This window comes from Paenibacillus sp. FSL R5-0623 (genome assembly GCF_037974265.1).
Taxonomy (GTDB): Bacteria; Bacillota; Bacilli; order Paenibacillales; family Paenibacillaceae; genus Paenibacillus.
In genome coordinates, this window is the sequence record NZ_CP150233.1 from 5,424,269 (window position 1) to 5,440,062 (window position 15,794).

16 protein-coding genes are annotated in these 15,794 nt (G+C 47.8%); 3 read left to right on the forward strand and 13 right to left on the reverse strand.

The genetic code is table 11. From position 1 onward, the window contains the following. Positions 1–229: 229 nt before the first annotated feature. The 4 genes from MKY92_RS23865 to MKY92_RS23880 are packed head-to-tail and all read right to left on the reverse strand — an operon-like array spanning position 230 to position 4,437. Positions 230–1,246 (reverse strand): DUF4340 domain-containing protein, encoded by a 1,017-nt coding sequence (locus tag MKY92_RS23865; RefSeq protein ID WP_339297877.1) that lies wholly within the window; start codon positions 1,244–1,246, stop codon positions 230–232. Further along, positions 1,243–2,637, reverse strand: a complete 1,395-nt coding sequence (locus MKY92_RS23870; RefSeq protein ID WP_339297878.1) for a GldG family protein — start codon at positions 2,635–2,637, stop codon at positions 1,243–1,245. The genes MKY92_RS23865 and MKY92_RS23870 overlap by 4 nt, the downstream gene beginning before the upstream one ends. Positions 2,638–2,641: 4 nt before the next feature. Next, positions 2,642–3,358: an ABC transporter permease subunit gene (locus MKY92_RS23875; protein WP_017692528.1), complete on the reverse strand. Its 717-nt coding sequence runs from the start codon at positions 3,356–3,358 to the stop codon at positions 2,642–2,644. After that, a complete protein-coding gene (locus tag MKY92_RS23880) occupies positions 3,355–4,437 on the reverse strand; it encodes an ATP-binding cassette domain-containing protein (protein WP_339297879.1) in 1,083 nt (360 codons plus the stop codon). The genes MKY92_RS23875 and MKY92_RS23880 overlap by 4 nt, the downstream gene beginning before the upstream one ends. A gap of 236 nt (positions 4,438–4,673) precedes the next feature. On the opposite strand from MKY92_RS23880, the gene MKY92_RS23885 reads away from it, so the two are divergent. Next, a complete protein-coding gene (locus MKY92_RS23885) occupies positions 4,674–5,756 on the forward strand; it encodes a glycosyltransferase family 4 protein (RefSeq protein WP_339297880.1) in 1,083 nt (360 codons plus the stop codon). 63 nt (positions 5,757–5,819) lie between these two features. On the opposite strand, the gene MKY92_RS23890 is transcribed toward MKY92_RS23885, so the two are convergent. Together MKY92_RS23890 and MKY92_RS23895 are read right to left on the reverse strand one after the other, a co-directional pair. After that, positions 5,820–7,304 carry a DHA2 family efflux MFS transporter permease subunit gene (locus MKY92_RS23890; protein ID WP_339297881.1) on the reverse strand — a complete coding sequence of 495 codons (1,485 nt, stop codon included), beginning with the start codon at positions 7,302–7,304 and terminating at the stop codon, positions 5,820–5,822. A 263-nt stretch (positions 7,305–7,567) separates the two neighbouring features. After that, a complete protein-coding gene (locus MKY92_RS23895; protein ID WP_076253288.1) occupies positions 7,568–7,927 on the reverse strand; it encodes a hypothetical protein in 360 nt (119 codons plus the stop codon). A gap of 186 nt (positions 7,928–8,113) precedes the next feature. Between MKY92_RS23895 and MKY92_RS23900 the strand changes: the two genes are divergently transcribed. Together MKY92_RS23900 and MKY92_RS23905 are read left to right on the forward strand one after the other, a co-directional pair. Further along, the gene (locus MKY92_RS23900) at positions 8,114–9,352 is read left to right on the forward strand and encodes a glycosyltransferase family 4 protein (protein WP_339297882.1); all 1,239 of its coding nucleotides are present in this window, start codon (positions 8,114–8,116) and stop codon (positions 9,350–9,352) included. Next, a complete protein-coding gene (locus tag MKY92_RS23905) occupies positions 9,349–9,519 on the forward strand; it encodes a hypothetical protein (RefSeq protein ID WP_221820931.1) in 171 nt (56 codons plus the stop codon). Before MKY92_RS23900 ends, MKY92_RS23905 begins: the two co-directional genes overlap by 4 nt. Before the next feature lie 142 nt (positions 9,520–9,661). Here the strand turns inward: MKY92_RS23905 and MKY92_RS23910 are convergent, their stop codons facing one another. From MKY92_RS23910 to wecB, 7 genes are all read right to left on the reverse strand, one after another. Next, positions 9,662–10,192, reverse strand: a complete 531-nt coding sequence (locus tag MKY92_RS23910; protein WP_339297883.1) for a GNAT family N-acetyltransferase — start codon at positions 10,190–10,192, stop codon at positions 9,662–9,664. A gap of 248 nt (positions 10,193–10,440) precedes the next feature. Further along, on the reverse strand, positions 10,441–11,157 hold the full coding sequence (locus MKY92_RS23915) for a glycosyltransferase (RefSeq protein ID WP_076211216.1): 717 nt from the start codon (positions 11,155–11,157) through the stop codon (positions 10,441–10,443). Positions 11,158–11,253: 96 nt separating this feature from the next. Then, positions 11,254–11,970 (reverse strand): glycosyltransferase, encoded by a 717-nt coding sequence (locus MKY92_RS23920; protein ID WP_339297884.1) that lies wholly within the window; start codon positions 11,968–11,970, stop codon positions 11,254–11,256. Then, on the reverse strand, positions 11,967–12,908 hold the full coding sequence (locus tag MKY92_RS23925) for an NAD-dependent epimerase/dehydratase family protein (protein WP_339297885.1): 942 nt from the start codon (positions 12,906–12,908) through the stop codon (positions 11,967–11,969). Before MKY92_RS23925 ends, MKY92_RS23920 begins: the two co-directional genes overlap by 4 nt. Next, positions 12,890–13,717, reverse strand: a complete 828-nt coding sequence (locus MKY92_RS23930) for an SDR family oxidoreductase (protein WP_339297886.1) — start codon at positions 13,715–13,717, stop codon at positions 12,890–12,892. The genes MKY92_RS23925 and MKY92_RS23930 overlap by 19 nt, the downstream gene beginning before the upstream one ends. Further along, positions 13,714–14,700 (reverse strand): polysaccharide biosynthesis protein, encoded by a 987-nt coding sequence (locus tag MKY92_RS23935; protein ID WP_221820943.1) that lies wholly within the window; start codon positions 14,698–14,700, stop codon positions 13,714–13,716. Before MKY92_RS23935 ends, MKY92_RS23930 begins: the two co-directional genes overlap by 4 nt. Beyond that, the gene (gene wecB, locus MKY92_RS23940; protein ID WP_339301896.1) at positions 14,693–15,784 is read right to left on the reverse strand and encodes a UDP-N-acetylglucosamine 2-epimerase (non-hydrolyzing); all 1,092 of its coding nucleotides are present in this window, start codon (positions 15,782–15,784) and stop codon (positions 14,693–14,695) included. Before wecB ends, MKY92_RS23935 begins: the two co-directional genes overlap by 8 nt. Positions 15,785–15,794 lie beyond the last annotated feature (10 nt).

Below are 15,794 nucleotides of genomic sequence, written 5' to 3' on the forward strand. Positions count from 1 at the left end.
ATGTTGGTTTTGGTCACAAAGATAGGATGCGCTTCTGTACGTACCGATATGCTGAAAGGATATGGTACCTTACCCTGTAAAATTGGTTCTTCTTTTGATCTTTGGTTTTGATCAGTGGACCGTGTTTCTTCGCTATATGAAATAAAAAAACAGTGCTGCTTGTTCGCAGCACTGCCTCGAAATAATATTTGCATCTCAACACAATAATATCACTTATCTTCCGCCCCGCTCATTTCCCGTCTGTTGATGAGGAAGTTGTTGCGTCATTTGCAGAACTCGATGACTCTTCCGAAGAAGTTGTCGATGTTTTAATGGTATCAGGGAATTTCTCTGCTTCCGTTAGACTTGTCACATCCATGGCATATGCCCATTGACCGTCCGGCGTAATGACCCAGATCTGATCCGGTTCGGATGGCACCGTAAGTCCCCGATACACATCTCGAACTTGTTGCCCGTTGACCGTCTGTTCAACAGACAAGGTGAATCGGGGAACCGAATTCTTCAGCTCGGACGCTTTGCGCACATCATCTGCTGTCGACAGGTTTTTGATTTTGCCGATAAGAGATACGGCATCTGTGGCTTCAATCGTTTTCCCATTCAGTGTCCAGGTCTGTTCTGCCGCATCGTTCTCCGATGTCGATGTTAACATCCAGGTAGCTGCTTCACCTTCCCACTCTAGGGACCCAACATTCGTCTCATCCATGTTGAACGGTGTAGTATCCAACAGATCACGACGTGACAAGGCTATATTGGTAATCGTCTCTGTCTGCACGGCAACCACAGGGCCCGTATCCACACGCACATAACGTGCATCATCTGCTGGAAGCTGGCCACCAATAGCCAATTTGATCTCCCGATTATCTTTGAGTTTGATATCCATAAGTGTAGCATCTGTTCCTAATCCGTACTTATCCAGATCCGTTGGCGCTTCTTCCACCACCAGTTCCTGATTCGCACCACTCAGAGCATCTAACCAACTGCTGACACTGTAACCGTTCAGAGGGTAGGCTTTCGGCTCAACCATGTGCCATACGCCATTTTCAAGCGACAAAGTCGAAGATGCTGCTGCACTTGATGTCTCCTCCGTTGTGTCATGTATTGTAATGGACTGGATATCCCCGGATTGAATACCGAGCAACTTGGCTTGCACCGCTTCTTCTTCTCGAAAATAATTTTGACTGGCCGCGTACACCCAGCCCACAATTAGTACGATGACCACCAGAATTGTTGGAACCCATTTTCTCATACGCGTCTGCGCCTCCACCATAAGAGTACACCGATAATAACAAAGATGAGTGGGAACGCTACAATAGCCACGAAGAAAATCGTTCTGGCCTGTTCGCCATTCAGGTATGCCATCTCATACCCGGCTTGTACCCGTGGGCGAATCGTCAATCCATTTTCTTTCTCACTCAAATAGTTTACCGTATTCAAAATAAAGTCCCGATTGCCGCCATTCGCAATTTCTGAATCCTGCATGAAAATGGACGAGCCCAGAATAACCGCCTTCGGTTTGCCATCCGTCGTATCGGCTGCATATCCTAATTCAACGGGTCCTTGAATATCCTCTTCGGCATCATTGGTTGTTTCATTCTGCAATAAGCCGCCGATATTTGTTTCCCCATAACTGTCATTCGAAGAATGCATTAACGGTGAAAGGGTATATTTATCCTGTTCTTTGCTGGTCAGCGCAATCGACAACGACAACATCGGATACAATTGGCTTGCAGCAAGTTTGTCCGTAATTGCATGTGTACCATACTCCGGCACCACCCAGAGTGGCCCCATCGTACTGGCTTGCTGATTATCCACCATGACTGCATGCTCATCAACGACGCCATAGTCAGCCATGAGGGCATCGATGTTTTTCCAACTGGATTTCATATCTTCCACAAATCCAAGGGATAATAACAGCTTGCCTCCATTACTCAGATAGGTGCGAATGGCTTTCATTTCCGAATCACTGAGATCACGTTGTGGACCAATAATGGCGAGCACATCTGCATCTTCCGGGACCTTCCCGGCCTGGTTCAACTGTAATTCTTCCGTCTGCACATTATTTTGTTCCAAGGAGGATTGCAGCGTAGTCATCTGAGCGAGACTCAGCTCTTCATGTCCGGTCAAAAAGACCATTTTATGCATCTCCGTGGATGACATATTCATGAGCGCCTGCGTAAGTTTTTCCTCACCTGTGAACTGATATGATCCGTCACTGCCGTCACCTGTCGCGGTGAACAAACTGGCGATATCAATCACTTTGTGTTGATCTCCCTGCTCCAGCACTATGGAGCTGCCTGTTATGCCGTATTTGGATGCAAGCGCAGGTTCCTGCGTCAGATTATATTGTTTTATTTTCAACTTGCTGTTACGTTTCGTGTATTCCTCGACCATATCCGTGACCTCACGGTTCAGGACGGTGTTGTTGGCATTTTCGACCGTTAACACCAGAATGTTGACGTCATCCTTCACATTTTTGATCGCAGTAAGGGACTGGTCAGATAACGTGTATTGTTTGTTCGAGGTAAGATCCAGCTGGAAGCCGCCAAGTGAATTCAGGAACAGTGTTAGCAAAATAAAGATGCCAATCACCGCTAAGGACAGCACGGTACTGTTGGTATGACTTAACCATTTTTTCATCTTCTCACCTCCACCGCTTCCGTTCCACAATTTGAATGCTTAACAGCAGAAACACACCCGAAAGGGTGACATAATACAAGATATCCGGTCCACTAAGTACACCTTTCATGAAGCTGTCGAACCGGTTAGTCAGGGCAAACGGGTCCAGCCACTGTTGCAAAGCAGATCCTGTATTACCTGCGAATGAATCAAGCATCCACAAAACGAGCAAAATAATAAAACCCGCCACCGCAGACACCATCTGATGCTGGGATAATGTAGAAGCGAACAATCCAATCGCCATCATGCTTCCGCCCAGGAAAAATAACCCCAGCGCAGACATCCATACGGTCGTCATATCCAATGTCCCATAGAACGACATGATGAATGGGTACACCAGACTGCACAGAATAAGCACGACCAGAATGGCCAGAGAAGCAAGATATTTGCCAAAAATAATTTCTGTTACACGTGCCGGAGAAGTCAGTAACAATTCATCCGTTCCTTGTCTAAATTCCTCTGCAACCAGTCGCATCGTTAACAATGGCACGACAAACAGCAGCATGGACAACGTATCCCCCAACACGAGACGATAATCGACAATACTCGGCTGGTAATATACAAAGCTTGAATAGAACAACAGACTGGTCATCAGTACATATACGGCAAAAGCAAAATAGGACGTTGGTGACAGAAAATAAGCTTGCAGCTCTTTATTACATACCGCCATCATTCGTCTCATTTGGAGTCCTCCCCTTTGCGAGCTTGGGGCGAAGCATCGGCTGCTGTACTAACTGATGTTCCCGATATACTTGAAGAGTCGATGTCCGAATTTGTATCTGTGTCTGTTGCCTCGGTTCTGGTCAGCTTCAGGAAGATTTGCTCCAGACTCAGGTTCTCCTTCTTCATCTCCAGTATCGGTAATCCTGCACCTGACAAAAGGTAGAACAACTCCTCCCGGAAATCTTCCGAGTTTTCTCCAGTAAGCAGCATTTTAACCGCTTCCGCTGAATCTGAAGTAAGTGAAGTATCTTTGCTGGTATTCACATCCGACGCTTGAATGACTTCACTCCGCACCTTCTCCCATGGTGTCAGCACATTATGTAATTGCTCCGCAGTGGCCTTCACTTCAATCGACACCTTGAACTGATCCCCCATTGCTGATCCGAAATGCTGAGGTGAACCATCCAGCACGAGCTGTCCCTGATTGATGATCAACATTCGATTACAGAGCGTGCTCACTTCAGGCAAAATATGCGTACTGAGCAGCACCGTATGGTTCTCCCCAAGTTCCCGAATCAGATCTCTAATCTCGATAATCTGATTTGGATCAAGGCCCGATGTTGGCTCATCCAGGACCAACAGATCCGGCTTGTGAATAATGGCTCCTGCCAGCCCAAGGCGTTGTTTGTATCCTTTGGATAACCCACGTACCATTTGTCTTTCCCGACCCTGAAGTCCCAGTCTGCTAACCATCTCACTGACCCGCAGCTTAACCTCACGTGCCGGGACATCTCGCAAATTGGCTACGAATTTAAGATAGGACTGCACCGTCATATCCGGATACAGTGGCGGAGTTTCAGGCAGATACCCAATCTTGGAACGAACACGCTGACCCTGCTCATGCACCGATACCCCATCCACCATAATGGAACCCGCGGTTGGATGCACATAGCCTGTAATCATACGCATCGTTGTTGTTTTTCCGGCACCATTGGGTCCGAGAAAGCCAACAATCTCACCACGTTCCATGGTGAAATCCAATTGATGTACGCCGCGCTGCCCTTCGTAAACTTTGCTGACCTGTTTCACTTCGAGCACATCATTCATCCTTTCCCGTTAAAATACCCGTGCAGCATCGTTTAGGATAAATGATGTACACGGGAAGTTCCTTGTATAATACGTGAGGTATCCTAGCCTCAGCTTAATGACACTTAAAAGACAGCTTAAAAATATTTGTCCAAAATGTGAACATTCCGACCAACACCCACACCCTGCACTTAAAGCCAACGTAACATAGAGTACAGGAGAATGTGCTCCTGACCAAAAGTCAGAGGGTGAATCGTGTGAAAGTATTATTCACGTTTTATGTTCCGAGCGGTGGCGTGGATACGTTAAATCGACTGCGCACCGCTGTTCTGAAACGCCATGGCATTGAAGCGCACCTATTGTATCTCAACACAGGCTCGGGATTGCAGAACAACAGTGATACGCCCATTTTTACCGCGTCCAGTGACGAGGATATCCATCATATCATCCATACTCATCATTATGATGCCATCATTGCCACTTCAGACATCGCTATGCCCGGCCGCTTGAGAGGACTTGGTTATACGGGACGAATAATTTTTGAAGCGCAGGGACTTGGAACACGCGATCAGGCTCTCGAAACAATACTGATGGGTGTCCCTTACCTTCAAGCACATTGTGATGCTGCCGTTATACCTCCCACAGACCACCTGCTGGATATGTTCATTCATATCTGTCCTTGGCTTCATCGGTTTGTTATTCCCAATATGCTGGATACGGACACCTTCGCACCAATCTTGGTGGATACCCCACCCTATCCGGTGCTGGCTTGGGTAGGACGACTTGAACACAACAAAAACTGGCGTGAATATTTAATCATATCGAGTGAAATCGTCAAAAAAAATCCGGAAGCCAGACTATGGTTATTCCACGATCCTACTTTGGCTAATCCAGAAGATGAAGTCATGTTCCGACACATGCTTGCGGAATACGGGCTTGAGGATCGCATTGGCATCTTTATCAATGTTCCTCATTCTCAGATGCCTGCATATTATTCCATGATTGCCGCTTCAGGGGGCATCATGTTATCCACTTCTCTGCTTGAAGGATTCGGTTATGCCGTCGCTGAAGCCATTAGTTGTGGCTGCCCGGTGCTCAGCACGGATTCGGATGGTGTACGTTCATTTATCACACATAATAAGACTGGAAAGTTTTATCCAATTGGAAATGTAGAGGCCGCTGTAGCCGAAGCAAGGGACCTCATGAATAACAAGAAACTGCGTGAGTATATTCGCATTCAGGGCAGACAGCATATGAGCTTGTCTTTTTCACCAGATCGATATGCCATTTCTTTCCGTGAAATGATGACAGCACTGCGAATTTTCCATTGAGCATAGCAAAAAAGGCAGTTCAGCAAATTCTCTGAACTGCCTTAGTATGGCTTTTAAGAAATCTTAGTGTCCCATCATCATCGCAGGATCAGGCTTGTCGCCATTTTGAAGTTCTTCTTCCTGCATCGGCTTAGGTTTGCGCAGAATCAGACTGAGCAAACATCCGAACAATGCAATACAAGCGGCAAGGAAGAACGTATCATTGAAACCAGCTACCAAACCATGAACGATAGCGGTTGGCTCTGTACTCGTTGTATTGTCTGCAATTCTTGAAGTAAGGAAGCCTGTAAGCCCTGCAACTGCAAAGGACACGACCACTTGCTGTGCAGCAGCCGTGAGCGGTGTCACCCGTCCAACCAACTTACGCGGAGCAGCATTTAATACGTGCGTATTGAGTGGCATCATGGACAAGCCCATACCCAGACCCATCATCACCAGAGCCGTGATAATCAGGCCAAGACCTGTCTCTGCCGTGATGGAGGACAGAATAAACAATGCTCCCGAGATAATACCCAGACCCACAAAGGCCAGAGGTCTAGCACCAATTTTATCAAACAATCGACCACCAAGCGGCATACCCACTCCGGAAGCCAACGCCTGTGGCAGCAGAATCAATCCAGTTTCCAGTGCAGTGTACCCTTTGATCTGTTGCAAATAAAGCGGGATCAGGATCATCGCACCGAACAGCGCGACTTGTGACACCCATGCGAGAATAATTCCTCGTGAGAAATCAGATGATTTGAATACCCGGAGTTCGAGCAATGGATTTTGATGACGAAGCTCCACAATAATGAACAAAATGAGCGCTACACCCCCCACAATGACACCCGTCAAAGTTGTTGCAGACGTCCAGCTCGTTCCACCCTCACTCACACCGTAAGCGAGCATCGAGAACGCAATTGGTGCCAGAATCATGCCGAGCAGATCCAGTGCAGGTGTGCGTCCACGATCTGTATCCGGCAAAAACTTGATACATAGAATGAATGCTGCAATACCAATGGGCAAGTTAATCAGGAAAATCCAGTGCCAGCTCAGTGATTCAATAAACCACCCGGACAACACCGGACCCAATGCAGGGGCAAGCAACATCGGAATTCCCAGCATCCCCATGATGGAACCTCTTCGCTCAGGAGGAGCCAGACGAAAGACCATTGCCATACCAATAGGAGCAACCATGCCTCCACCGAGACCCTGAATGATACGGTAAATGATCAATTGCTCAGGTGATTGGGCAATCGAGCATAACACAGAACCCAAGGTAAACATGGCAATCGTGAACAGGAACACTCTTTTGGCACCAAAACGGTCCGTTAACCAGCCTGCCAGCGGAATAACCGCAGACAAAGCCAAGGTGTAACCCGTAACCGTCCATTGGATCGTTTTAAGATCCGTCTCAAAATATTGAACCAGATTTGGAATGGCCACGTTCACCACGGTGCTGTCCAGTATAACCATAATCATTCCGACGATAATTGCCAGGAGTGGCAGTATAATGGCTTTAAGCGAAAACTCTGCCGGCTCCTGGGGTACTGCTGTTTGTTCTTTCACGTTCTCCACACTCTTTTCCAGCCAGTAGATCGCAGGCTAATCCATGCGTCTCACTCAGCCTATATTGACAACTAATTTCAAACTATCGTTTTAAATCTTCGTTTTAAACTTTCGTTTAATACTGATCTAATTCTAATGAAAATACCTTTGCTGTCAAGCTATTTTTTCAGACAATTCTACTATGGATGCACCACAAAAAAATGGAACAGGCACCTTCCCTGCTCCACACGTTGGTTAATCATGATTATGCAATGATGTCCATATCAATCTGCAAGCTTCATCATCTGATATTCTGACAGTATGCCCAATGTCTGACCGTGAATACTTCTGCAATATATTCGAATAACCAGATGCTTCGGTGAAGAACTGTTGCTGATGATCCTCAGTTCATAAGGCTCGGATGACACATCCAGATTATGAATGACCTGATTACCGCCCGCTCCCCCCGAATTTGACGTTAGGTGAAAAAGGTGTCGGTACAATTCTCCGTGAATACTGGCTCCACCAACAAATACATCCGTCCCTTCCTCGCCGCCCACATAGGCCAACTCCACATCCATGTACTTGACGGGAACAAATGTCTGTAACAGATTCTCATGAATCTCAAGTAAATATACCGCCACTGTAGATCCCTCCTTCGGAGCACATGAACCTTCCTGTACATAGGATATGCTTCCTCTCGTCCATTGCCATTTGCATTCACCCATTTTCGACCAATTACACGGAAATGCCCGACCTTCCGGTCCTCTTTTTTCATAGAATAAAAGGATAGAAGCTCGGCCGGTGCAGGCCGTGACAAGGAGGTAGCTATGAAAGTTCTGCTCGTTACGTATTGGGAGCTTACACATATGGGAGGCATATGGACATATGTTAAACAACTAGCCGACAGATTAATCGCACTTGGTGTAGAGGTTGATATCATGGGCACAAATGGTGCCAATAACGAAATATATGTTCGTAATCTGAATCGCGCTTTCTCCAAGGATAAGGTGTGGCCCATGCTGCAAGCCAAACTCAATCCGACTGATCTGCCACAATTTACTGCCGATCCTCTTCTCGCTTATTATGAACTGAATAGATATGCCTTCGAGATGGCGGCCGCTTATCTGGGGGTGGACCATTATGACGTTATTCATGCGCAAGATCCGGTAGCTGCCGTAGCCATAAAACGCATCTTGAACCGCAATATCCCACTGGTTACAAGCTATCATGGCGCTCTTGCACGCGAAGCCTTTTACGATGCTCAAAATTCCAACCCACAGCTTACTCTCCCTTCATATTTGCAATCCAAGCGTGGACGTTATTTTCTCTCATTGGAAGAGCGCAGTGCAGCACAGTCCGAGCTCATTCTCGTGTCAAGCCACTGGATCAAGAGTACGCTTACAGAACTTGCCGTTCCTGAATCAAAGTTCAGACAGATTCCCTATGCTGTAGATCTCCCAGCCTACCGTGCCTCAGCAGCTGTAAAGTTCCGCCAGCGACCACCTGCGGGCAAGAAAGTCATTGCCTTTACCGGACGACTTGAATACATCAAGGGCGTTCATGTGTTAATCAAGGCCTTAGCCAGTCTGAAAAACAAACGTTCCGATTGGGTCTGCTGGATCGCAGGAGAAGGCAATCTAACCGATGAATTGCGGTCACAAGCCGCGTCAACGGGTATTGGAGCCGATGTTGTGTTCTGGGGCAAGCTGGACAATATTCCTTCCTTCCTGCGCCATGCAGACATCTATGTCCAACCCAGCCTGCAGGACACCCAGCCGTTCTCCGTTACCGAAGCGCAACTGGCGGGTGTACCTGTTATCGTCAGTGGCACAGCCGGCATGCCTGAGATGGTTGAACCTGGACGTACGGGATGGGTTGTTCCTCCGCAGGATGTCGACTCGCTCCGTGAACTGTTGGATGCACTACTTGAGGATGATGTTACCCGAAGAACAGTGGGGGCGGCGGCGAAAGCTTGGGCTGAACAACATCGTTCACTGGAAGTGATGGGATTGCGTACATTTCAAGTCTACCAAGAAGCCATCTACAGAGGAGGACATACGATATGACGTTACTTGTACCGAGTGATCTATACAACCGCTGGTTTTCGACTCCAGTTTCCACACCTCACATCGACGTGGATTACGCTGTAATGAACGAATTGATGCAGAAGCTGCCTAAAGGATATGTATTTCCCGATCCTGCATCCATGGCAATCATGAATTCAAAAGATTGAGTTGTCCAATGATGCCGCCTTCATATAACATGCCGAAATATCAAACATGGGGTGTCCCATCTGTCATATGAATGACTGAGGACACCCCTTTCTCGCTTCAAATGTGTTCTAACGGACCTAGAACACGCTATTACAGATCTCTCTAATCTGTCGCCAACTTGGAATACATACTCAGATCACTGAACGTTTCGCCTACCCTCTCGTATGCTCTGAGGGTGCCTTCGCATGTGAAATTGAGCTTTTGTAATAGCTTGATAGAATTCACATTACCGGGGTCAACCTTTGCTTCCATTCGATTCAGCTTCATAGTCGAGAATGCATGAGCTAACAAAGAAGAGATCGCTTCCGTAGCATATCCTTTCCCCCAGTGTGATCTGGCAATGTCATACCCAATTTCTGCTTTAAGATTGTCAAAATCCAGTGAATTATAACCACAGGAACCTATGATTTCGTTGGACTCTTGCGCAAAGATAGAGAACCGAATGGCCTTGTTTTCCTGAGAAAGATCATTCAGAAGATTAATCATGGCTATAGCTTGATTTTCATCCGTAAAATGAGTGATATTCATAAATCTAGTCACATCCGGATCAGACCAAATCTTAAACAAGCTGGCCGAATCCGCTACGTTCATTTTTCGCAAATATAACCGTTCTGTGTGTAACTCTGTAATCAATACTCTTACCTCCATAGTTTATTAATAGTTGGGTTTAAGATATTGATATCTGCGCATAGTCCAGTCCCTTCCGTGTATGAATCATTTCATTATACAGAGACTTCAGCAATCGTTCACCCTTTCTGTCCACGAATCTGTCCATAGAGCAAAAAAAGAGCTTACCACTTATAACACTTAAAAAGTGTTTCATAAGGGTGCTCTCCTGTCCATTTAACATCTATTCCATTCAACCATCATTCCAAACCCACCTACTTCCAGTATCCGCCAACCTGAAGCAAATTGAGCAAAATAGGTCTATGCTTCGCCTGAACCCGTTCCATCTCGGCAACGAGTGCCTTGAAGTGACGTTTGGTTCCCATTGACTCGTGCAATCGGTAACACATCAGAGGTTCATTGTAGTAGAACAGCTCATACATTGGAAACAGCCTCATCCACATCTCATAGTCATGGGTGTAGCGAAAATCAGTGTCGAACAGTCCAAACCGCTCAAATGCTTCCATCTCTAACATGACAGTACAGCCGTTGATCGGACAACCTTCCAGCAGTACCTGCAACATCTCCAGACGACTTCCCACTTCCGGATGCACCGTATCCAACCATTCACTTTTCTCATTCACATAATGGTAGGCACCATGGCAGAATGAAGCCTTGACCTCTCGCATAAACTTCAGTTGTTTCTCCACCCGGTCCAGCAGCATCACATCATCCGAGCTGAGCCAGACAAAGTAATCCCCTGTTGCATGTTTGATGCCCTCATTCAATGCTGTCGCGGTTCCACCGTTTTCTTTGTGAATATAGCGGATGGAATCCATGAATGGCTGTAGCCGTTCCACGTGCTCGGTTGACCCATCATCCACCACGATGACTTCGATATGCGGATACGTCTGGTGAATGGCACTGTGAACAGCCTGCTCGATATAAGCACAATTGTAAAAAGGAATGACGATCGATACTTTTGGCTCCATTCGGGTCTTCCCCTCCTCTTACTGTCTTAGGTAAAATACTACGCAAAGAGGGCGTTAATCAGCCATCTTTTGGCTTTCTTAACTGCCCTCCCTACGCTACCCGCCTAGCGTCGCTATTCGCTGCAACAGCGGTTCCCGATATCTGGACCATACCATGGATGCCTCTCTGCCGATGACATCCGCATGACGTACCGATCCCATTCCCCCATGCCACCGATAGGCAGTAAGTGGTTCATTCAGGTATGGGAACCGATGACCGTTCAGCAAAATCCGCATCCAGAGATCCAGATCATGGGTGTAGGGCAGAAGCTCATCAAACAATCCCACTCCGCTGAACAGATCCTTGCGGATCATGACAGTACAACCGTTGACCGGATTGCTGTTAACGAACACTCGCAGCCAATCCAGATCGGCCATCGGTGCAGGCCCACCATGCATTCTGGTAACTGCCGAATGCTCGTTGATATAATGAAAGTTCGTATGGGAGACGAGCACATTCTCTCGTTGCATAAACTCCAGCTGATAACGAATTTTATCCGGGTACAGATAATCATCCGAACTGAGCCAGGCCACATAATCACCAGAAGCATGGCGGATGCCATGATTAAGTGCCGAAGCCGTCCCGCCATTGCTTTTGCCAAGCACATTAATATAAGGAAGATAGGGTTGAAGCAACTCTGCATGCCGGGTTGAACCGTCATTCACAACAACGATCTCCACATGGGGATACGTCTGGTTCAGCGCACTATGAATTGCCTGAGGCACATAAGGGCAGTTGTAAAATGGAATGACAATGGATACTCTTGGATTCAACTTGTCGTCCTCCCTTGCTGGACACGAACATCACTCAGGATATCCTGAAGTGATGTGGCAAATGGAATCATCGGCTGCCAGCCAAGCTTGCGCAGCAGTGATAATTCCTCCTGTTTCCCCGAACCATCCGGACCAGAAGATGCCCCATCCCAGCGAACAGGGACTTCCGCTTCTGTCATGGACAACAGCAGATCTGCAATTTCACCAAGACTGCGCTCGACTCCAGACACCACAGGGTATACTGTACCGCTGGACCCGTGTACCAGGAGGGTCGCATATGCTCTGACGGCATCCCGCACATCCAGAAAGTCACGCGTATTGTCCCGTCCGGACAGACGGAATGCCTCGGTTTTGCCTGCCTGCTCCCAGGCAACAACATGGCGTGCAAGCAGTGAACAGATGCCTGTGGAAGGACCCGCACCAATCAGATTGCCTGGCTCCGCCAGCATGATCTGTTGTCCGAAGAGCGACATCCACGACAAGGACACCATCTCTTCCAGCGCTTTACTGAGGCTGTATGGATGCGGAGGCTGAGGAATCCGGCCAGGTTCCGGCGTATATTTTAACCGCGATCCTACAATAACGGTTCGTGCTGTCGGACAACTGCGAAGCGCATCCAGCAGATACAGCACGGCCATAACATTGGTCTCCAGGACCAGTAGCGGATCAGACCACGAATCAGGCACTGAATTTTTGCCAGCGAGATGCAGCACATAATCGGGCTGCACCTCGCCGATCAGATGACGCACTTGCTGTTTATCATTCAGATCACAGACATGGACCTGAGTACCTTTACCAAATGAAAACACATTCGGCCTCCGGACTACCGCCGCAACCACTGCATCAACTTCCCGAAAATAAGATACGGCATGTCGCCCGGTAAAACCGGATGCGCCTGTAATCAGAACTTTCTTGCCTCTCAGCTCTGCTCCATCCATAATGCCAACTCCTTCAGCATTTTAGAATAATCCGGCAGGTCTGTCTTCACATCTTCGCGAGTGGACACCAGCGTACGGTCCTGCACTACACTGTCATCACGAACAATCGTCACATCCTGCTTATCCCAGGTCTGCTTGAACAATACAAGCAGGTCATGCTTGCTGACAGGTGCCGGATGAGCTAGGTGAATCAGACCACTAACCGATGAGGCCAGGTAATGGTCTACCCATTTGGCCAGCTCAAGTGTGGTCACACCGTTCCAGAATACGCGGGTATACCCTCCGACTTCACCTGTGCTGGACATAAACCATTGCATCAGACCAATGCCGCCCTGGCGAATCTCGGGTCCAATGATGGACGTACGGATCGTCAGATGACCTTCATCCTGAACTTCACCTAGGGCTTTGGTGATGGCGTAAGCTGAAGTCCCGTCCGTAACATCATCTTCCCGATATGCTCCCCGTTCTCCGCTGAACACACAGTCTGTGCTGATATGAATCAGGCGTGCACCAATCGTATCTGCAACCCGACGCAGACGATGTGGCAGGAAACCGTTAATATGATATGCAGTAATTTTGTCCTCATCTGCGAAGTTGTTCAACACACCTACAGCATTAATAATCACATCCGGGTGCACAGCTTCTACCAATCGATCAACCATGAAGCTGTCGTTCACATCCAGGAGCAGACCATTGGGGTCCGTTACATCCCGAGATGTGTAGAAGACGCTGTGTACACCTTGACGGCGGAAATAGTCGACCAGAATATGGCCGGCCATTCCGTTTCCACCAAGTATCAGCAGTTTCATGACAAGAATCCTCCGCGTTTCAGAATTTCACGAATCTCCTCTTTACTCATGAGTTGGTGTTCAGAACTGAAACTGTTAAAGGAGACCGGGGGACAATTGGTATAATGTTCACGCAGACCCGGTATACCCAGGGTAGGAAGAATAACCAGGTACTGCTCATCGTAGACAACGGTGGTCATACTCTCGAATTCACTCATCAATATTTCATGGATTTTCTCCCCTGGACGAATGCCACGTTCCACAATGCTCACATTCTCCACACCGGAATCCTCAATCAGCACTTCCGCGAGATCAACGATTTTACAGGTAGGCATCGTCATGACAAAGATCTCTCCGCCGACACTTTCCACCGAAGCTTTGAACAGCAAGGTAATTGCATCCTTCAGCGTAAGAAAGAATCGAGTCATACTCATATCCGTGATGGAGACCTGCCCTTTCTGGCGGATCTGATTCTTGAACAGATGTACCACACTGCCGTTTGTTCCCAGTACATTCCCACCCCGTACCGTAACAAACTTGGTATCACTGTGTAACAAGTTTGCATATACAATTAATTTCTCGCCGATCGCTTTGGTCATGCCATAGAAGTTGGACGGATTGGCAGCCTTGTCAGTTGAGATATAGATTACTTTTTCCACCTTGTTCTCAATAGCGGCCTCGATCACATTCTGTGTACCAATCACATTGGTTTTGAGTGCTTCGTACGGTTGGTCTTCACACACCGGAACATGCTTGAGCGCAGCCAGATGAAATACATAGTCCACATGCTGGCAAGCCGCCGTCAAGGCATCCTTGTCACGAATATCTCCAATCCGGAAATGAAGACGCGGGTCTTCAAATTCACGACTCATAGCCACTTGGCTGGACTCGTTCCGGGAATATACAATAATTTCTTTGGGCTGCTGGGGCAGTAGTTGAGCCACAAGTTCATAACCCCATGATCCCGTACCGCCAGTCACGAGTATACGCTTATTTTCAAACATGCATTTTCCCTCCAAGCAGAAATTTAACCACTTTACTGGATACATCTGTGGCTTTGTAACCTTGCGGGCAATCCCAGTCGCTAGACATCTTTGTCATGACTTTCACGCAATCAGCGATGCGCGCGGCATCCAGACCGGAGACTACATTGCTGCCACAATCGACCGTTTCCGGCCGCTCGGTAGTTCGACGCATCGTTACGGTCGGCACGCCCATAATGCAACACTCCTCCTGCACGGTACCGCTATCCGTAAGTGCACAGCGTGCATGACGTTCAAGCATTACAAAGTCGAAGAATCCAAACGGCTCGTGAAACTCCACCAGCGGGTTCATCTCCAGTTGCAGATGCTCCGCAATCCGGATCGCGGTACGCGGATGAATACTGCAGATCACACGCAACCCGTTTTCCTCTGCGACCTGGTTCAGCCCTTTCATAATCTCCAGCAAATGAGGGGCATGATCCACATTCTCGGCTCGATGGGCAGTAACCAGGAAGTATTGCCCGGACTTTAGCTTGAGCTTTTTGAGTATTTTGCTAGAACTTACTTGCGCGTCGTAGTGCTGCATGACTTCATAGATGGGATTGCCCGTGAGCACGATGCGCCTGCTTGGTACCCCTTCGCTGACCAAATGTTTCTTGCTCTGTTCCGTGTAAGGCATATTAACGGTGGAGATGGCATCAATAACCTTACGATTTTTCTCTTCAGGCACATCCAGGTCAAAGCAACGATTGCCTGCTTCCATATGAATAACAGGAACACCCATGCGCTCAGCCAATACTGCACATAATGCGCTATTGGTATCGCCGAGCAGCAGCAATTTATCGGGCTTCTCCTGCAATATCAGATCTTCCATCTGCGTAAACATCGAGGATAGCTGTCGTCCCAGAGTGGCCGCTTCATCCTGAAGAACGTAATCCGGTGCGCGCAGGCCCATTTCCTTGAAAAAAAGACCGCTGAGACTTTCCGTGAAGTTCTGTCCCGTGTGCACCAGAATATGTTTGGACGCGTACTGGTCCAGCTTGGAGATGATCAGGCTGAGCCGTATGATCTCAGGTCTCGTACCCAGCACCGTCATGATCTTCATCGTAATCCCT